18 protein-coding genes are annotated in these 18,313 nt (G+C 71.0%); 6 read left to right on the top strand and 12 right to left on the bottom strand.

Features of this window, described 5'->3' with window-relative positions; all coding sequences use genetic code 11:
• The first annotated feature begins 14 nt into the window (after positions 1 to 14).
• The gene (locus tag AB0D49_RS30370; protein ID WP_362763354.1) at positions 15 to 467 is read left to right on the top strand and encodes a type II toxin-antitoxin system PemK/MazF family toxin; all 453 of its coding nucleotides are present in this window, start codon (positions 15 to 17) and stop codon (positions 465 to 467) included.
• Between the two features lie 259 nt (positions 468 to 726).
• Here the strand turns inward: AB0D49_RS30370 and AB0D49_RS30365 are convergent, their stop codons facing one another.
• The 7 genes from AB0D49_RS30365 to clpS all read right to left on the bottom strand — a co-directional run bounded on the left by AB0D49_RS30365 (position 727) and on the right by clpS (position 5,809).
• Positions 727 to 1,677, bottom strand: coding sequence for a cysteine synthase (locus tag AB0D49_RS30365; protein ID WP_362763351.1), 951 nt, complete (start codon positions 1,675 to 1,677; stop codon positions 727 to 729).
• A 17-nt stretch (positions 1,678 to 1,694) separates the two neighbouring features.
• A complete protein-coding gene (locus AB0D49_RS30360; protein ID WP_362763349.1) occupies positions 1,695 to 1,973 on the bottom strand; it encodes a MoaD/ThiS family protein in 279 nt (92 codons plus the stop codon).
• 113 nt (positions 1,974 to 2,086) lie between these two features.
• Complete coding sequence (locus tag AB0D49_RS30355; protein ID WP_362763346.1) at positions 2,087 to 2,185, bottom strand: putative leader peptide; 99 nt, start codon at positions 2,183 to 2,185, stop codon at positions 2,087 to 2,089.
• 79 nt (positions 2,186 to 2,264) lie between these two features.
• Positions 2,265 to 2,687 (bottom strand): M67 family metallopeptidase, encoded by a 423-nt coding sequence (locus tag AB0D49_RS30350; protein ID WP_362763343.1) that lies wholly within the window; start codon positions 2,685 to 2,687, stop codon positions 2,265 to 2,267.
• A gap of 173 nt (positions 2,688 to 2,860) precedes the next feature.
• Positions 2,861 to 4,300, bottom strand: coding sequence for an amino acid permease (locus AB0D49_RS30345; RefSeq protein WP_362763340.1), 1,440 nt, complete (start codon positions 4,298 to 4,300; stop codon positions 2,861 to 2,863).
• 571 nt (positions 4,301 to 4,871) lie between these two features.
• A complete protein-coding gene (locus AB0D49_RS30340) occupies positions 4,872 to 5,480 on the bottom strand; it encodes a DUF2017 domain-containing protein (RefSeq protein WP_362763337.1) in 609 nt (202 codons plus the stop codon).
• An 11-nt stretch (positions 5,481 to 5,491) separates the two neighbouring features.
• Positions 5,492 to 5,809, bottom strand: coding sequence for an ATP-dependent Clp protease adapter ClpS (clpS, locus tag AB0D49_RS30335; protein ID WP_362763334.1), 318 nt, complete (start codon positions 5,807 to 5,809; stop codon positions 5,492 to 5,494).
• Between the two features lie 58 nt (positions 5,810 to 5,867).
• Here clpS and AB0D49_RS30330 point away from each other — a divergent pair, with 58 nt between their 5' ends.
• Both AB0D49_RS30330 and AB0D49_RS30325 read left to right on the top strand, forming a co-directional pair.
• A complete protein-coding gene (locus AB0D49_RS30330; protein WP_362763331.1) occupies positions 5,868 to 7,205 on the top strand; it encodes a nicotinate phosphoribosyltransferase in 1,338 nt (445 codons plus the stop codon).
• Positions 7,206 to 7,404: 199 nt separating this feature from the next.
• Positions 7,405 to 8,007 carry an isochorismatase family protein gene (locus AB0D49_RS30325; protein ID WP_362763328.1) on the top strand — a complete coding sequence of 201 codons (603 nt, stop codon included), beginning with the start codon at positions 7,405 to 7,407 and terminating at the stop codon, positions 8,005 to 8,007.
• Between the two features lie 28 nt (positions 8,008 to 8,035).
• Here the strand turns inward: AB0D49_RS30325 and AB0D49_RS30320 are convergent, their stop codons facing one another.
• Together AB0D49_RS30320 and AB0D49_RS30315 are read right to left on the bottom strand one after the other, a co-directional pair.
• Positions 8,036 to 8,365, bottom strand: coding sequence for a hypothetical protein (locus tag AB0D49_RS30320; protein WP_362763325.1), 330 nt, complete (start codon positions 8,363 to 8,365; stop codon positions 8,036 to 8,038).
• 122 nt (positions 8,366 to 8,487) lie between these two features.
• Complete coding sequence (locus tag AB0D49_RS30315; protein WP_362763322.1) at positions 8,488 to 10,839, bottom strand: immune inhibitor A domain-containing protein; 2,352 nt, start codon at positions 10,837 to 10,839, stop codon at positions 8,488 to 8,490.
• A gap of 454 nt (positions 10,840 to 11,293) precedes the next feature.
• On the opposite strand from AB0D49_RS30315, the gene AB0D49_RS30310 reads away from it, so the two are divergent.
• Entirely contained in the window at positions 11,294 to 11,569 is a 276-nt protein-coding gene (locus AB0D49_RS30310) for a hypothetical protein (RefSeq protein ID WP_362763319.1), read from the top strand.
• Positions 11,570 to 11,792: 223 nt separating this feature from the next.
• On the opposite strand, the gene AB0D49_RS30305 is transcribed toward AB0D49_RS30310, so the two are convergent.
• The gene (locus AB0D49_RS30305; protein ID WP_362763316.1) at positions 11,793 to 12,548 is read right to left on the bottom strand and encodes an RDD family protein; all 756 of its coding nucleotides are present in this window, start codon (positions 12,546 to 12,548) and stop codon (positions 11,793 to 11,795) included.
• A gap of 265 nt (positions 12,549 to 12,813) precedes the next feature.
• Complete coding sequence (locus AB0D49_RS30300; protein ID WP_362763313.1) at positions 12,814 to 14,460, bottom strand: RDD family protein; 1,647 nt, start codon at positions 14,458 to 14,460, stop codon at positions 12,814 to 12,816.
• Positions 14,461 to 14,876: 416 nt separating this feature from the next.
• Here AB0D49_RS30300 and AB0D49_RS30295 point away from each other — a divergent pair, with 416 nt between their 5' ends.
• Positions 14,877 to 15,350, top strand: coding sequence for an SsgA family sporulation/cell division regulator (locus tag AB0D49_RS30295; RefSeq protein ID WP_362763310.1), 474 nt, complete (start codon positions 14,877 to 14,879; stop codon positions 15,348 to 15,350).
• Between the two features lie 25 nt (positions 15,351 to 15,375).
• On the opposite strand, the gene AB0D49_RS30290 is transcribed toward AB0D49_RS30295, so the two are convergent.
• The gene (locus tag AB0D49_RS30290) at positions 15,376 to 16,782 is read right to left on the bottom strand and encodes an FAD-linked oxidase C-terminal domain-containing protein (protein WP_362763308.1); all 1,407 of its coding nucleotides are present in this window, start codon (positions 16,780 to 16,782) and stop codon (positions 15,376 to 15,378) included.
• A 93-nt stretch (positions 16,783 to 16,875) separates the two neighbouring features.
• Here AB0D49_RS30290 and AB0D49_RS30285 point away from each other — a divergent pair, with 93 nt between their 5' ends.
• Positions 16,876 to 18,309, top strand: a complete 1,434-nt coding sequence (locus AB0D49_RS30285) for a tetratricopeptide repeat protein (protein WP_362763305.1) — start codon at positions 16,876 to 16,878, stop codon at positions 18,307 to 18,309.
• Positions 18,310 to 18,313 lie beyond the last annotated feature (4 nt).

Here is an 18,313-nt window from a genome sequence, read left to right as displayed (position 1 = left end):
GTACCGTCGTCCGTATGGACGCGTCATGGTGGCTCGCGCTGGTGGCGGTGGTCCTGCTCGCGCTGGTCGCCGCGCTCGTGGACGGCTGGGGACGCGGGAGCAGGCCGGGCGGCCGGACCCGTCCCCCGGGTCGTCCGGAGCGGGCGGCGGGGCGGCCCGGTCCGCGGGCCGGGGAGATCTGGTGGGCGCTGGTGCCCTTCGAGGACGGGCCGGGCGGCAAGGACCGGCCCTGTCTGGTACTGGCGGTACGGGGGCGGCGGGCGCTGGTCGCCAAGATCACCACGAAGTACCGGGACGAACGGGCCGGGGTGATCGCGCTGCCGCCGGGCTCGGTCGGTGATGCCCGGGGCCGCCCGAGCTTCCTGGAGACGGACGAGCTGCGCCGGGTGCCGGTGCGGGACTTCCGGCGGCGGGCCGGTGCGGTGGACCCGGCGCTGTGGGACCGGGTCCGGCATCTGGCGGGGTGAGCGGGTTCCCTCCGGGGGCTTCCCAGGAGGGGCGTCCTGGAGGGGCGTCCTGGAGGGGCGTCCTGGATGGGCCTCCAAGAGGGGCTTCCAGGGGAGGGCTCCCAGGGGGCTGCTCTGGGAGCCGGTGCGGGAACGATCACGGAACGATCCCTCCGGGAACGATCGCGCCGGGAACGATCACGAGCGATGCACGCTCATGATCGATCGAGCATCACCCATCGAACATCGTTGATCGAACATCATTGATCGACCGAGCACGCTACGCCCAGAGCTGGCCCTGGAGCGTCTCGATCGCCTCTTCCGTGGTCGCCGCCGTGTAGACGCCGGTCGACAGGTACTTCCAGCCGCCGTCGGCCACCACGAAGACGATGTCCGCGCTCTCCCCCGCCTTGACCGCCTTCTGGCCGACCCCGATCGCGGCGTGCAGCGCGGCGCCGGTGGAGACGCCCGCGAAGATGCCCTCCTGCTGGAGCAGCTCACGGGTGCGGGTGACCGCGTCGGCGGAACCGACCGAGAAACGGGTGGTGAGCACGGCGGCGTCGTACAGCTCCGGCACGAAGCCCTCGTCGAGGTTGCGCAGCCCGTAGACCAGGTCGTCGTAGCGCGGCTCGGCGGCGACGATCCTGACGCCCGGCTTGTGCTCGCGCAGGAAGCGGCCGACGCCCATGAGCGTGCCGGTGGTGCCGAGCCCGGCCACGAAGTGGGTGATCGAGGGCAGGTCGGCGAGGATCTCGGGGCCGGTGGTGGCGTAGTGGGCGCCCGCGTTGTCCGGGTTGCCGTACTGGTAGAGCATCACCCAGTCCGGGTGCTCGGCGGACAGCTCCTTGGCGACCCGTACGGCGGTGTTGGAGCCGCCCGCGGCCGGGGACGGGATGATCTCGGCGCCCCACATGTGGAGCAGGTCCCGGCGCTCCTGCGAGGTGTTCTCGGGCATCACGCACACCATGCGGTAGCCCTTGAGCCGGGCGGCCATGGCGAGCGAGATACCGGTGTTGCCGGAGGTCGGCTCCAGGATCGTGCAGCCCGGGGTGAGGCGGCCGTCCTTCTCGGCCTGCTCGATCATGTGCAGGGCGGGGCGGTCCTTGATCGAGCCGGTCGGGTTGCGGTCCTCCAGCTTGGCCCAGATCCGCACCTCGGGGGACGGCGAGAGCCGCGGCAGGCGCACCAGGGGGGTGTTGCCCACCGCGGCCAGCGGGGAGTCGTAGCGCATCGGGGATCAGTGGCCGCTCAGGCCATGCCGCCGGCCACGGCCGGCAGGATCGTCACGTTGTCGCCGTCGGCGAGCTGGGTGCCGATGCCGTCCAGGAAGCGGACGTCCTCGTCGTTCAGGTAGACGTTGACGAAGCGGCGCAGCTGGCCGCCGTCCACGATGCGGGCCTGGATGCCCGTGTGCCGGGTCTCCAGGTCGGCGAACAGGTCGGCGAGGGTGGCGCCGCTGCCTGCCACGGCCTTCTGGCCGTCCGTGTACTGACGCAGGATGGTGGGGATGCGGACCTCGATGGCCATGGTGGCGGGCTCCTGTCGGAAAGGGTCGGGTCGGTGGGCGCACGGCAGCGCTGGTGCGGCGGGGTGGAGCGGGGCGCGCGCCGCGGCTCACGGCCGTACGGCGGCAGGGAACGTCAACAGATGGCGCTGTTCAGCCTGCACAGATCGACGTGCAGCCGCGCCACGAGCAGCACGGTGCTCGGCGTCTTCTCGCTCACGTCGTTCAGAACCATGCGGTCATCGTATCGATTCCCGGTCCGGTCACTGGAATGTGATCTCGCATACTGGATGAATTCTGACCGAATACCGGGATCAGTAGGCCGCGACGACCGTGACCTCCTCCTCCGTGACCTCCCCGTCCACGATCCGGAACGAGCGGAACTGGAACTCCCCCGCGCCGTCGGCGTCCGCCGTGGACACCAGGACGTAGTGGGCACCGGGCTCGTTCGCGTAGGAGATGTCGGTACGGGAGGGGTACGCCTCGGTCGCGGTGTGGGAGTGGTAGATGATCACCGGCTCCTCGTCGCGGTCGTCCATGTCGCGGTAGAGCTTGAGCAGGTCCCCGGAGTCGAACTCGTAGAACGTGGGTGAGCGGGCGGCGTTCAGCATCGGGATGAACCGCTCCGGGCGGCCCTCCCCCACCGGGCCCGCCACCACACCGCACGCCTCGTCGGGATGGTCCTCGCGCGCGTGGGCGACGATCTGGTCGTACAGCGCCTGGGTGATGGTCAGCATGGTCGCCAGGATAAGCATGGGGGCGGTCCCGTACCGATGGTTGGTACGGGACCGCTCACATGCTGGGATTTCGCCGGTTTTCCCGCCCGCCGGGGTGCGCCGGTGCGCACCTGGGCGTGGAGCGGGCCGGGTCCGGAGCCGGTCCGAAGTGCGGAGCCGGAGCCGGGGCCGGGTCAGCTGGCCTTGGCCACCTCCGGGCTCTGGTCCCCCGTCACCCGCGGGTCGCGGGTCCTGAGGATCAGCCAGCCGATCCACAGGGCCGCGGTCCAGCCCGCCATCACATACAGACACACCCGCGCGTCCGCGTCGTAGGCGATCAGACAGGTCACGAAGAGCAGGAACACGATGGCGATGTACGAGCACACCGAGCCGCCGGGCGCCGGGAAGGACGAGGCCGGGAGGCGGCCCGCGACCACGCCCCGGCGGTACAGCACATGGCTGATCAGGATCATCAGCCAGGTCCAGATGCCGGCGGCGGTGGCGACGGAGGTGACATAGCCGAACGCCTTCTCCGGGACGATGTAGTTGAGGACCACCCCGATGCCCATGCACAGCACCGAGACGGTGATGCCGAACGCCGGGGTCTTGGTGCCGGACAGCCTGCTGAAGACCCGCGGGGCCTCGCCGTTGTCGGCCAGGGTGCGCAGCATTCGGCCGGTGGAGTACATACCGGAGTTGCAGGACGACAGGGCGGCGGTGAGCACCACGAAGTTCACGATGCCCGCCCCGGCCGGGATGCCGATCTGCGCGAACGCCTCCACGAAGGGACTCACCCCGGGCGCGAACTCGGTCCACTTCACCACGCAGAGGATCACGGTGAGCGCGCCGACGTAGAAGAGGGCGATCCGCCAGGGCAGGGTGTTGATCGCCTTGGGGAGGGTCTTCTCCGGGTCCTCGGACTCACCGGCCGTGACACCGACCAGCTCGACCGCGAGGTAGGCGAACATCACGCCCTGGAGCGTCATCAGGGACGAGCCGACGCCGGTCGGGAAGAAGCCGTCGAAGGCCCAGAGGTTGGAGACCTGGGCGGTGTCGCCCGCCGCGCTGAAGCCGAAGGTGAGCACGCCGAGACCGATCACGATCATGCCGATCAGTGCGGTCACCTTGACCATGGAGAACCAGAACTCGATCTCGCCGAACAGCTTCACCGAGATCAGGTTGGCCCCGAAGAGAATGATCAGGAAGACCAGTGCGGTCACCCACTGGGGAACGACCGGCCACCAGTAGTTGACGTAGATGGCGGCTGCGGTCAGCTCCGCCATGCCGGTGACCACCCACATCAGCCAGTACGTCCAGCCGGTGAAGTAGCCGAAGAACGGGCCCAGGAACTCGCGGGAGTACTCCGCGAAGGAGCCGGAGACCGGGCGGTAGAGCAGCAGTTCGCCCAGGGCCCGCATGATGAAGAAGATGATCACGCCCGCGAGGGCGTACATGAGGATGAGGCTCGGTCCCGCCTTGGCGATGTTCGCCCCGGCGCCCAGGAAGAGGCCGACGCCGATGGCGCCGCCGATCGCGATCATCTGGACCTGCCGGCTGCCGAGTCCGCGCTCGTAGCCCTCTTCGGGGGCGTTGTCGCCGCCGCTCGTCTGCTGGTCGACCTGCGCTGAGGTCATGTGTGGTGCGCCCCTTCTCTCCATGTCCGACCCGAGCCGGCGCACGGCTTCGGATCGGGTTTCGATCCCCCCGGATGGAATGGAGTCGCCGGGCCGGCGGTCGGCCGGCACTGTGGCGTACCCGGCAGGACAGGGGTGGCGTCCGCCGGGCGAGGTGAAGATGTATCACGCCGGGATCGCGGATCGGCTCCGCAACATGTGGTGCAGAGCACAGGGAGAAGCGGACAAACGTGGGACGCCTCGCCATAGGGGATGACCTGGTTGACGCGATCGTTATCCCGATTTGAGCGTCCGCTGAGCGAACACGAGAGGTGACTCCGGGGGCCTTCCGGGTACGTCGGGATGATCGGCCGCGCGAGTGAATGAGCGGGGGTGATCGAACGCGCGCGAGAGAGTCAGCGCGGGTGATCGAACGCGCGAGAGAGTCAGCATGGGTGAGCGAACGCGGCCGAACGAACGCGGAGGGACGGACGTGAGCGAATGAAGGGGAAGGTGATCGATCGATCAGATGAACAGGTCGATCAGAAGGTGCGCGGCGCCCCGCGCCCGGTGCCGCCCGCCCCGGTCCCCCCTACGGCATCAGCGCCTGTACCAGCGTCTCCTGGAGCCCGCCCAGCCACAGGTACGCCATCACCATCGGCTTGCGCTCGTCGTCGTCCGGGAGGCGGAAGAGGAGGGCGCTCTCGTCCTCGTCGGTGATGTCCAGGCGGGCCGCGATGGCGAGGCGCAGATCGTTGAGCGCGCCGAGCCAGGGCCGGGCCTCCTCGGGCGTCAGCTTGAGCACCGCGCCCGAACCGGTGGCGTCCGCGGCGAGTTCGTCCAGCGAGCGGACCACCGCGAGGGCGTTCTCGCGCTTGCCGGTACGCAGGTCGTTCTCCGTGTAGCGGCGGAACTCGGCGGAGTACTCCCGCTGTTCCTCGGCCTGCTCGGCGGAGGCGGGGGCGCGCCCGGGGTCGGTGTACGCGTCCGGGAAGAGGCGCCTGAGGACCGGGTCGGAGGGCGGCTCGCTCGGACCCTCGGCGAACAGCTCCGCCAGCGGGTCGGCGGGCCCGTCCTCGGCGGGTCCGGGGCCGATCAGCTCCAGGAGCTGCACGGTCAGCGACCGGATGATCGAGATCTCGACCTCGTCGAGGGCGACGGCCGCGCCGCCGCCGGGGAGGTGTTCGAAGGTTCCTGGCATGGGGGCGGTCGCTACTTCCGGTCCTGCTGGAGGGTGGCCCACAAGCCGTAGCCGTGCATCGCCTGCACGTCGCGTTCCATCTCCTCGCGGCTTCCGCTGGAGACGACCGCACGGCCCTTGTGGTGGACATCGAGCATGAGCTTGTTGGCCTTGTCCTTGGAATAGCCGAAGTACGTCTGGAAGACGTACGTCACATAGCTCATGAGGTTGACCGGGTCGTTGTGCACGATCGTGACCCAGGGGACGTCCGGCTCGGGGACGGCAGAGACCTCCTCCGCCGACTCGGTGCGTTCGATCTCGATGGGAGCGGCTGACGTCACATCCCCCATGCTGCCACGTGCCCCACAAATCGTCACACTGACGAAATGGGGTGTAGCATCAGGGGTCATGAACACAGCAGACCTTGGGCTGCCGGTGGACGTCCCCTCGACGGCGCTCTTCACGGACCAGTACGAGCTGACGATGCTCCAGGCGGCCCTCAAGGCGGGCACCGCGCACCGGCGCAGTGTCTTCGAGGTCTTCACCCGCCGGCTGCCCCACGGCCGCCGCTACGGCGTCGTCGCGGGCACCGGCCGGGTGCTCGACGCGGTCGAGAACTTCCGTTTCGACCCGGCCGTGCTCGGCTTCCTGCGGGAGCGGTCGATCGTCGACGAGGCCACCCTCGAGTGGCTCGCGGACTACCGCTTCACCGGGGACGTCTGGGGCTACCCCGAGGGCGAGGTGTACTTCCCGGGCTCGCCGATCATGCGGGTCGAGGGGACCTTCGCCGAGTGCGTGCTCCTGGAGACCGTGATCCTCTCGATCCTCAACCACGACTCCGCCATCGCCGCCGCGGCCTCCCGGATGTCCTCGGCCGCCGGTGACCGTCCGCTGATCGAGATGGGCGCCCGGCGCACCCATGAGCTGGCCGCCGTCGCCGCCGCCCGCGCGGCCTACGTCGGCGGTTTCTCCTCCACCTCCGACCTCGCCGCCGGTTTCCGCTACGGCATCCCCACCGTCGGCACCAGCGCCCACGCCTTCACCCTGCTGCACGACGACGAGCGCGGCGCCTTCCGCGCCCAGGTGGACTCCATGGGGCACGGCACGACCCTGCTGGTGGACACGTACGACGTCGCCGAGGCGGTCCGTACGGCGGTGGAGGTCGCCGGGACCGGTCTGGGCGCCGTACGGATCGACTCGGGGGATCTGCTGCTGGTCGCCCACCGGGTACGGCAGCAGCTGGACGAGCTGGGCGCCACGGGGACCCGGATCATCGTCACCTCGGATCTGGACGAGTACGCCATCGCGTCCCTGGCGGCGGCTCCGGTGGACGCGTACGGGGTGGGCACGCAGTTGGTCACCGGGTCCGGGCATCCGACCTGTTCGATGGTGTACAAGCTGGTCGCGCGCGCCGGGTCGGCCGATCCGGGCGCCCCGCTGGTGCCGGTCGCCAAGAGGTCGACCGGCGGGAAGACGTCCATCGGGGGGCGCAAGTGGGCGGCGCGGCGGACGGACGCGGTGGGGGTCGCCGAGGCGGAGGTGATCGGTACGGGTGCGGTGCCGCGTGCGCTCGCCGATGATCAGTTGTTGGTCGAGCTGATCAAGGGTGGTCAGGTGATCGCTCGTGAGCCGTTGGACGTGGTGCGTGAGCGGCATGTGGTGGCTCGGGGGAGGCTGCCGTTGTCTGCGACGCAGTTGTCGCGGGGGGAGCCGGTGATTCCGACCGAGTATGCGGTGGGGGGTTGAGGTGGTTCGCGGGGTGGCTGGTGCGTTGTGGTTGATCGCGCAGTTCCTCCTCCCCCCCCCCCGAGGGGGTACCCCCAGCGCCCCTTCAGGGCGTTGGTGACCCCCTTCCCCGATTCGTTGACGATTCTTTAGGCTCGTAGGTTCAGGTTTCCGCGAAGCGCCCCCGGCCCGGTCCCCTTCTCCCCTAAGGATCTCGATCATGCGTCGTGCGTTGCTCGTCATCGATGTGCAGAACGACTTCTGCGAAGGGGGCAGTCTCGCGGTGGCGGGCGGGGCCGACGTGGCCGCCGCCATCACCGAGCTGATCGCCCAGGCCCCGGCCGGGTACCGGCATGTCGTCGCGACCCGTGACCACCACATCGCGCCGGGTGGTCATTTCGCGGACAACCCGGACTATGTGCACTCCTGGCCCGCGCACTGCGTGGCGGGCACCGAGGGGGCCGGGTTCCATCCGAACTTCGCCCCGGCGGTCGCCTCCGGCGCGGTGGACGCGGTCTTCGACAAGGGGGCGTACTCGGCGGCGTACAGCGGGTTCGAGGGGGTCGACGAGAACGGCGCCTCGCTGGCCGACTGGCTGCGCGCCCGGGACGTCGACGAGGTGGACGTGGTCGGCATCGCCACCGACCACTGTGTGCGGGCCACCGCCCTGGACGCGGTCCGGGCGGGCTTCCGCACCCAGGTGCTGCTGGACCTGACCGCCGGAGTGGCCCCGGGGACCACCGAGCGGGCCCTGGAGGAGCTGCGGGACGCCGGGGTGGAGCTGGCGGGCAAGCCCGTGGTCAGCGGGCAGAACCCGGCCTAGCGAGCCGCAGGGCGCCTCCAGGGGGCGCTTACGCGGGCGCCGCCGGTCTGCGTAGCAGCGCCCTGATCGGATGCCACAGCTCGGTCACGCCGAGTAGTTCGTCGGGTGCCGTCCGCCATATGAGGCCGTCCGGGTGGTGCAGTACGGCGGTGACCTCGTCCGGGGTGGGCGGGGCCGCGTTGCCGCGCAGATAGACCGCGCGCAGTCCGAGATTGCGCAGCCTGGTCAGGGCGCGCGCCCGGTTCTGGGCGTGGACGAGCACCCGTACGCCTGCCGGGCGGTCGGGAGCGGGGCTGGGCAGATTCAGCGCCACCACCACCGTGCCGTTCGGCAGCTTGCAGAAACCTCCTGCGGCCATGTCAGTCACACCCCCGTGCGAGCCGGTGTCAATAAGAGAACCACAGCACGCACCTAAACACGATCGGCGGCAGCCCGCCAAGGGGCTCCCGCCGATACGCGTCTGACCTGGGGATTTGTCGCTTACCTCACCGCACGGCCCACTTCGAGGGAGATCGTGGAGCCATTTTTGGCCTCCTTGACGATCTTGATCTTGGTGTTGGTGTCAGTGATCTTGACGCCCGCCGTGGGGTTCGACTGGTCGTAGTAGGTGTTCGTGTGATCGTTGAAGACCGACACGCCCTTCGACGACGGGATGCGGGTCGGCACGCCGGCCTTGTGCAGGGTGATGCCGTCGGTGCGGGAGAGGCTGAAGGGCGAGTCGTACGCCTGGACGCGGTTGCGCATCAGGGTGCCGTCGGACCACTTCAGCTGGGTGGAGTGGGCGTCGACCGGCAGCAGCAGACCGGTGCCCGGGTGGACGCTGGTGTTGTTGTCCGCCTGCGAGGTGTCCCACTTCCAGATCAACAGACCGTTCTGGTACGGGTAGTGCTCGACCCAGTCCGGCCGGGTGGTGGAGAAGCCGAAGTTGTACGGGCCGACCTTGAGGGTCTTGTCGTACGACACGTACTGGCGGTTCTCCGCGATGTAGTACTGCGCGTACTCCTTGGTGAAGGAGGCGCCGATGCGGGAGAAGCCGGTGGCGGTCCAGGCGGCGTCGGCGGTCTCGGCGTTGTCGGTGAACAGCGCGGTGCCGTCGGCGACGACCGAGATCCGGTCGGCGGCGAAGCCCTTGAGCGCGACCCCGCCGTCGGTGGCGTAGCGGAAGCGCAGGTCGATCTTCTTGCCCGCGTAGGCGTCCAGCGCGTACGACAGCTTCTTGTACGCGTCGATCGTGCCGGTCAGGGCGGGCTTGCCGCTGCCGTCGCGCGGGATCGGCTGGCCGTCGACCGTGCCGTCCACGGCGGTCCAGTTGGCGCCGCCGTCGGTGGACACCTCGGTGTAGAGGTAGTCGTAGTCGGCCTCGATCTGGTACCAGCCGTCGAAGGTCAGGGCCGCCGAGGTCTTCCCGGTCAGATCGACCGAGCGGGTCAGGGTGTTGCGCAGATCGTCACCGCTGCCGCTCCACCACTGGGTGGCGCCCTCGGCGGGGGCCACCACCTCGGTGGTCACCTCCTTGTCGGGCAGCTCGACGACCAGGGCCTGCGGGTTCCTGGTGTTGTACTCGGCGAGGCCCAGGGTGTGCCGCGACTTCGTGGCGGCCTTGGCCGTGTCGTAGTCCAGCCAGCCCAGCTGGAGCTTGTCCCAGGCGGTCATGTCGCCGGGCAGGTCGCCGATGGCGTCCTTGCCGGTGCCGAGCCAGGAGCCGGAGGACATCAGGGTCCAGAACCCGGTGGAGTTCTCGCCGCCCTGGGTGTCGTAGTGGTCCGGCAGACCGAGGTCGTGGCCGTACTCGTGGGCGAAGACACCGAGGCCGCCGTTCTCCGGCTGGATGGTGTAGTCGCCGACCCAGACGCCGGACGTGCCGATCTGCGTGCCGCCGAGCTTGTTGCCCTCGGGGCCGGTGGCGCCGGCGTCGGTGCCGAAGGCGTACCAGCGGTGCGCCCAGATGGCGTCCTCGCCCTGGGCGCCGCCGCCCGCGGACTCGTCCTCACCGGCGTGCACGATCTGGAAGTGGTCGATGTACCCGTCGGGCTCGTTGAAGTCGCCGTCGCCGTCGTGGTCGTAGCGGTCCCACTGGTCGTACTCGGCGAGCTTCGCGGTGATCTCGGCGTCCGTCTTGCCGGCCGCCTTCTGTCCGGCCGCCCAGGCGTTGACGCCGTCCTGGACCGCGTACCAGGCGCAGTTGTCCGGGACGCAGTTGTTGGAGCCGTAGCGGGCCTCGTTGTAGGGGACCTTGACCCAGTCGGCGACCTCGCCCTCGATCGAGTAGCGGCCCGAGGACTGCTTCTCGTAGTAGGTCTTCATCGAGGCGGTGCCCTCACCGAAGTAAAGGTCCTGGTAGTGCGCCTGGTTGTAGTCCGCCTGCCACTCGGTGCTGTTGTCCTTGGCACGGTCGGGCCGGGCGATCTGGTTGTGCAGGGGTCCGGGGGTGCCGCCGTAGCGGCTGTCTATCTGGTCGCCGAATTCGACCAGGATGGTGAAGATCTTGTCCGTCTTCTCCCGGCCGAGCTCGACGTACTTGCTGCCGCCCCTCTTGGACTCCAGCTCGACGACCTGGGAGCCGTTGCGCCGCTGGACCTCGGCCTGGCCGGAGATGACCTGGTTGAGGGCTTCCTCGCGCTGCGCGGTCTGGGTGTCGGTGAGCGGTCCCTTGAGGTTGTGGGGCTCCTCGTGCGCCTGGGCCGACGCCGGGTCCTGGCGGTCGACGGCGGGCGCGCCGGACGCGCCGGCGGGGTCGGCCTGTGCCACGGAGAGACCGGAGAGGGTGGCGGTGGCCGCGGCGAACGCGACGGCGGTCGCCGCGGCTCTGAACGTCCAAGGTCTACTGGTCACTTGAGTTCCTCCTCCGCGTCCGGGCGCGCGGAGGTGGGGTCCGGGATTGGTGGGGAACCCGCGCGCTCCTGATCGACGCGTGTAGTCAAGTGACGTCATTCGACTAGAGGTTGCGAAGAAAAGACAGACCTTGACTTGGACAGGTCAACTGCACTATGCGGTGTGTTCACCCCGCTGAGCGAACATCGCAGCCCCTCCCATCCCCGTGCAAACCGGCCCGCACCTGCGCGTACATGCGGAACCACGCCGTCAACGGGCGCGCGGGAATGTCCACTTACTGGACAGGATGAATCGGTGCGCCCCCTGTGCACCGGCACGGTGGGTCAGGTCACGCTTACCGTTCGTTCCCCTAGGGCATCCACGCCGTTAGAGTCGAGTGGCGGAACGCCCGGAAGTCGGCGGAAAGCCAGGCCGACAACCTAGTCTCACCCCCACTTCCGAGGACACGATTGCCATGCCTCGTCCGACTGCCGCACAGCTCGCCTACGGCTCGTGCACCGTGATCCTTACGACCCTCGCCATGCTGCTGCTGTCACAGACGGCATCCCCGGTGGGGATCGCGGTCGTCACCGTGACGGCGCTGACGCTTGGACTGGTCGTCGCTCTCACGGCCCCGATGAAGAAGACCCCCAAGCGGATTCCCGCCACCACTGTCGCGCACCCCGTGCCGCAGCAGCCGGTGGCGGTCCCGGTGTCCGCTGGGCCGCGTACCCACGTGCAGGGACCCTAGGTTCCTGGACCGGTACCGGTCCGTACGCACCGGTTGTACACCACGGTTGTTCGCATCGGTTGTTCACGACGGTTGCTCGCAGCTGTCGTGCGCAACGGTTGTTCGCAACGGTTGTTCGCAACAGTTGTTCGCAACAGTTGTTCGCAACAGTTGTTCGCAGAGAACGTGAGCGGCGGGCCCCTGGTTCCACGGGCCCGCCGTTCTGTGTGTCCATCGGGGGGGATCAGGCCGTGCTGACCACCACCGTCTTGGCCGGTTTGTCGTGCAGCCCCTGCTTGTAGGGCTTGTCGAAGAAGCTCCAGCCGCCGCAGATCGCCGTCCACACACAGGCGCAGCAGAACGCGAACGGGATCCACAGGATCGCCGCGCGGATCAGCGAACTCTGCACCGACGGGGTGTTGCCGTTGTCCAGGTTGGCGACCCGCAGCTTCAGCCACTTCTTGCCGAGCGTCTGACCGGTCCGGGAGATCAGGAACGTGTCGTACGCGATGTAGAGCACCGCCGCGACCGCGGACTGCGCGAGGGACCGGCCGACCTGCACCTCGTCCCCGTTGACGTTGTACTCGTCCACGTTGAATCCCCAGGTGATCAGCAAGACGACGATGCCGACCAGGACCATGTCGATGATCCGGGCGAGCGTGCGCCGACCGCTGTCCGCGAGCGGCGGCATCCCGGCCAGCGGGTCGCCCGGATAGCCGCCGGGAGGTGCGCCGTAGGGGCTGCCGCCGTACGGGGGTGGCTGGCCCTCGCCGCCGGGAGGTGGCGGGCTGTCGCCGTAGCGGGGCGGTTGGTCTCCGCCACCCGGGGGTGGCTCGTTTCCGCCGGGGGGCGGGGGCTGGTCGCCCTGGCCGCCCCAGGCGGGGGGCTGCTGCCGGGGGGCGTCGTACGGTGAGCCCGCGCCTTCCCCGGGCGGGGGCTGCTTCCTGAACGGGTCGTCGTCCGGCGGTTCACCGGAACCGGGGGGCGGTTGGGTGCTCATGGCCCGAGTGGACCGCGAACCTCCGGGCTCCGCATCCGGCGAGGGGCCGTCCGGAGTAGGCCGTCGTCCCTGGCCGGATCAGGTGCGCGCGGTCGGCCCGGGGTGGCGGTGGGGGGCCGCCTTGTGCCGTGGGCGCTCGGTCCGGCGCGACGGTGCGGGGTTCGTCGTGGCGTAGGCGCTCGGTCCGGCGTGAACGTCCGGGGTTCGTTGTGCCGTGGGCGCTCGGTCCGGCGCGAACGTGCGGGGTTCCTCGTGCCGTACGCGCTCAGCCCGCCACGAACGTACCGGCCGCCTTGTCGTGCCAGCACTGCCGCCATGGCTTGTCGAACAGGCACCACAGGACGCCGATCAGCCCGAAGCAGAGCAGCCCCGGCACGCTGTAGACCAGCCAGCGGCGCAGCGCGGCGCCGAAGGTCGGGGGCTCGTGCGCCTCGATGTCCCGCACCTCGAGGCCCAGCAGGCGCTTGCCGAGCGTACGGCCCCACTTGGCGGTGGGCAGCGCCTCGTAGAGGACGCCGAAGAGCAGCAGCACACCGACGAGGATCCCGAGGTAGACCGAGGTCGTGCCGTCCAGCAGCCAGACCGTGACGGTCTGTCCGGAGAGCCTGGCCGCCTCGATCTTGCCGTCGATGTGGTCCAGCGCCTTGGCGCCGAGCGGTACGGCGGCCACCGCGGTGACCGCGGCCACGGCCAGCGTGTCGACCAGCCGCGCGGCGAGCCGCTTGCCGAGCGCGGCGGGGCGGGCGGCGGACTGGCGGCGGGCCATGGCCTGGAAGGGGTCGTCGACCGGGGGGCGCCAGGGGGTCACGGGCTCGTCACCGGAGCCGGGGGTTCCGCCGCGTGCCGCCGCGCCGTCCGCGCCGGACGCCCCGGCGAGTCGGTGCACCTGCTGTGCCCAGGAGGACTGTCCGCCGCCCGAGCCGGTGGTGAGGGGGGTGCCGGGGTGTTGTGCGGGGACGGAGGGGATGGGGGACGGGGTGGCTTGTGGGGGGACGGTGGGGGTTGTCGGGGGTGTGGGGATTGCAGGGGCTACGGGGGCTGCCTGGGCCGGGGGGCGGGGCTGGAGATGGGGTTGGGATTGCGGCTGGGGCTGGGCGGTGTTCGCGCGGTCCGCTGCTGCTCTTCCGGCGCCGAAACCGGGGCCCTGGCGGTGGGTCTGGGGGGCGGAGGGGGCAGTCGGGCCCGGAGGGGCGGTGGGGCCCTGGGGGGACTGCGGGCGGAAGGTCATGGTGCCTTCGTCGGGGGTCTGGGTCGCCGTCGGGCGGCGGAAGACGAAGGTGCTGCCGGAACCGGGGACCTCGGTCGCGCCGCCGTCGGCGTCGTCCGCGGGCGGGATGCTCGCGGTGCCGTGGGTCCGCGCGGAGCGGCCGTCGGGCTGGGGCGGAGTGGCGGACGGTTCGGCGGCGCGGGGGAGGCGGGGATCGGCGGCGGAGGGGGTGTTGGGCTGGGGGGCGCCTGCCCTGGGGGCGTTCGGCTGGGGGGCGCCTGTATAGGGGGCGCCCGCTGGGGAGGCGCCTACATGCGGGGCGTTGCCCTGTGGGGCGGCCGGGTCCGGGGAGCCCCAGGAGACTCGGCGGTCCTGGTCGGCGCCGAAGCCGGACTGGCGGGCGCGGTCGGCGCCCCACGCGGTGGCCGGTTCGGGGCGGCTGCCGTACTGCTCGCCGGGGGCGGGGGCCGGGTCGGGGTCCTCGTCGAAGAAGTGCGGGCCGGTCTCCTCGACCGGCGGGACCGGGGTCGCGGGCCGGACGCCGGGCGGGGGACTGAGCGGTTCGCCGTCGGCGGGGGCGGGGCGGCTGGTGCCGGGCACCCACGCGGCGCCGTTCCAGTAACGGACGTATCCGGGGATGGAGGGGTCCGGGTAGTACCCCTCACGGGGCCTGTCGTCGCCTGGTGCCGGGGTTGGGGCGCTCATGTCCGTCGTCCCGTATCTGCTCGGGGGTGAGTAAGGGGGGCTCCACATCTATCAGACCGGGGCAAGCCGCACGGCCCGTCCGGGCGGACGTACTCGTTCCGGGCACGCGTGTGCTAGGTGGTCGGCGGGATGCCGGGGGCGGTGCGCGGGGACCCGGTCTGGGAGACCGGCCCATGAGCCCGCCTTGTGGGGCTGTTCCATGAGCCCGCCTTGTGGGGCCGTTCCAGGTGCCCGCCTTGTGGGGCCGTTCCAGGAGCCCGTTCCACAAGGGGATTCCAGGAAGCCGTTCCAGGAAGCCGTTCCAGGAGGTCGGAAAAAAATCTCGGCGAAGTCGCGTAATGGTCCGGCCTCCGCCCTCTCTCTGCTTCCGCGGGGCCACACAGGTGGCCCGTCCGGACAAGAGAGGAACGCGTGTCATGCATACCGTCGTAGAACGCGAGCTGGAACTGAAGCTCATCCTGTCGCCCGAGCGGAGCGTCCCGGTGCCCGCCCTGCTGAGCTACCGCACCGACGATCCGTACGCCGTGCACATCTCGTTCCACATCAACTCCGAGCACCCGGTCAACTGGACGTTCGCGCGCGAGCTGCTCGTGGAGGGGGTGTTCCGGCCGTGCGGGCACGGGGACGTGCGGGTGTGGCCGACGAAGGTGGAGGGGCGCAGTGTGGTGCTGATCGCGCTGAGTTCGCCGGACGGCGACGCGCTGCTGGAGGCACCGGCGGCGCAGGTGTCGGCCTGGCTGGAGCGGACGCTGAGGGTGGTTCCGCCGGGCTCTGAGGCCGAGCAGCTCGGCATCGACGACGGCCTCGCCGAGCTGCTGGCCCCCACCCCGGCCGACGATCTGTGGCTGCGCGACCCGTGGCCCTCGGACGAGTCCAAGGACGGGGAGTGAGCGGCGGGCGGCCATCGCGGTGACGTCAGAACAGCTTGCCCGGATTGAGGATGCCCAGCGGGTCGAAGACCTGCTTGACGGCCCGCTGCATCTCCAGCCCCACCGGGCCGATCTCGCGCGCCAGCCACTCCTTCTTCAGGACGCCCACGCCGTGCTCGCCGGTGATCGTGCCGCCCAGCTCCAGGCCGAGGGCCATGATCTCGTCGAAGGACTCCCGGGCGCGCCGGGACTCGTCGGGGTCCTGGGCGTCGAAGCAGACCGTGGGATGGGTGTTGCCGTCGCCCGCGTGGGCGCAGACCCCGATGGTCAGCCGGTACTTGTCGGCGATCCGTTCGACCCCTTCGAGCATGTCGCCGAGGCGGGAGCGGGGCACACAGACGTCGTCGATCATCGTGGTGCCCTTGACCGCCTCCAGGGCGGTCAGGGACAGGCGGCGCGCCTGGAGGAGGAGTTCGGACTCGGCGGCGTCCTCGGCCGGGACGACCTCGGTGGCTCCGGCGGCCTCGCACAGGGCGCCGACCGCGGCGAGGTCGGGACCGGGGTCGGGCGTGTCGAACGCGGCGAGCAGCAGGGCCTCGGTGGTCTCCGGCAGCCCCATACGGGCCAGCTCGTTGACCGCGCGGACCGTCGTACCGTCCATCAGCTCCAGCAGGGACGGCACATGTCCGCCCTCCATGATCCGGCACACCGCGTCGCAGGCCGCCGCCGCGGAGGAGAACTCGGCGGCCAGCACCAGCTGCTGGGGCGGCTTGGGGCGCAGGGCGAGGACGGCCCGGACGACCACGCCGAGGGAGCCCTCGGAGCCGACGAACAGCCGGGTCAGGTCGTATCCGGCGACGCCCTTGGCGGTGCGGCGGCCGGTGGACATCAGACGGCCGTCGGCGAGGACGACGTCGAGTCCGAGGACGTACTCGGCGGTCACGCCGTACTTGACGCAGCACAGGCCGCCGGAGGCGGTGCCGATGTTGCCGCCGATGGTGCAGGTCTCCCAGCTGGAGGGGTCCGGCGGGTAGTAGAGGCCGTGTTCGCCGACCGCGCGGGAGAGGGCGGCGTTGACGACGCCCGGTTCCACGACGGCGATCCGGTCGACCGGGTTGACCTCCAGGATGCGGTCCATCTTGATCAGGGACAGCACGACGCAGCCCTCGGTGGCGTTGGCGCCGCCGGACAGTCCGGTGCGGGCGCCCTGCGGGACGACCGGGACGCGCAGCTCGGTGGCGGTGCGCATGACGTGCTGGACCTGCTCGACCGTGCGGGGCAGCACCACCACCGCCGGGGCGCCGGCGGGACAGAAGCTCGCCATGTCGTTGGCGTAGGAGGCGGTGATGTCGGGGTCGGTCAGGACGGCCTCGGCCGGCAGACCCGCCAGCAGCCGGTCGGTGAGGTTGCCCTGGACCGCGTCGGGTGCGGCTTCGATACGGCTCATGATCACAGCCTGACACCCGGGGGCCATCGGTGTGAACCCCCGCAGGCGCCCGCATCGGCCGCCGGCATCGGCCGCGGGGGCTGGCGCACAGTGAGCGGCATGGAGTTCCAGCAGAGGGTGGACACGGGAGGGCCCCGGCGGCGGAGCGGCTTGCGGACCGTGCTCAGGGCGGTGCTGATCGTCTCCCTCGCCGGGTGTGTGGCGGTCGGCGGGATGTGGGCGTGGCGGTGGTGGCGGCCGGCGGAGGGGCCACCATCACCGCCCGGTCCGGGGGCGCTGGCCCGGACGGCAGTCACAGGAGGCGCCCCCGCCGCGCTGTCCGACCTGACAGTGCTGATCACCGAGCAGGAGACCCGGGTACAGGAGCGGCCCCGGGACGCGCAGGCGTGGGCGCTGCTCGGCGCGGCGTACGTGGAACAAGGGAGGCGGCTCGCGGACACCGCGTCCTATCCGGCGGCGGAACGCGCCCTGCGCACCTCGCTGGAGACCCGCCCGCGCGGGAACGTCCCCGCGCTCCAGGGACTCGCGGCGCTGGCCAACGCGCGGCGCGACTTCCCCGCGGCCCGCACCTGGGCGGAGCAGGCGCAGCGCCAGGACGCCCGGCGCTGGACGACGTATCCGATGCTCATCGACGCGTACACCGGGCTCGGTGATCACAAGGCGGTCAAGAAGGCGCTGGACCGGCTGCTGGAGCTGCGTGGGACACCGGCCGTACGGGCGCGGGCCGCGGCGGTCTACCGGGACCTGGGCTGGCGGGAGGACGCGGCGGCGGTGCTGTCGGACGCCGCCGCTGCCGCCGAGCAGCCCGCGGAACGGGCGGCCTGGCTGGAGCGGGCCGGGCAGCTGGCCTGGGAGCGCGGCGACCGGGAGGCGGCGCTGCGGCACTTCACCGAGGCCCTGCGCACCGATCCCGACCAGCGGGCCGCGCAGGCGGGCCAGGCGCGGGCGCTGGCGGCGCTGGGACGGACGTCGGAGGCGCTGAGCGCCTACCGCGCGGCGCTCGCCGCGCAGCCGTCCCCGGAGTGGGCGCTCGAACTGGGCGAGCTGTACGAGTCACTGGGGCTGGGGCCGGCCGCGAAGGCGCAGTACGACCTGGTGCGCGCCCAGGTGCGGGACGCGGCGGCGGCCGGGGTGGACGGGGAGCTGCTGCTCGGCCGCTACGAGGCCGACCACGGGGACCCGTACGAGGCGGTGACGCGGCTGCGCGGGGAGTGGGCGCGCCAGCCCTCGACGGCGGCGGCGGACGCGCTGGCCTGGGCGCTGCACCGCACCGGAGAGGACGAGGAGGCGCACAAGCTGACGGTGCGGGCGACGGAGGCGCGGGAGGGGGGCGGGGTGCGCAGCGCGCTGTACGCCTATCACCGCGGGATGATCGAACGGGCGCTGGAGCGGACGGGTGCGGCGCGACGGCATCTGGAGGAGGCGCTGCGGATCAATCCGTATTTCTCTCCGCTGTACGCGCCGGCGGCGCGGGCCGCGCTGCGGGGGCTGGGGGAGCCGTCCTTGGGGGAGCTGCCGGAGGGGGTGGAGTGAGGGG

Origin of the sequence: Streptomyces sp. NPDC048290 (assembly GCF_040652095.1) — a bacterium.
Taxonomy (GTDB): domain Bacteria; phylum Actinomycetota; class Actinomycetes; order Streptomycetales; family Streptomycetaceae; genus Streptomyces.
Note: the sequence above shows the minus strand (reverse complement) of the source record. Positions and strands in the feature narration are given on the sequence as shown.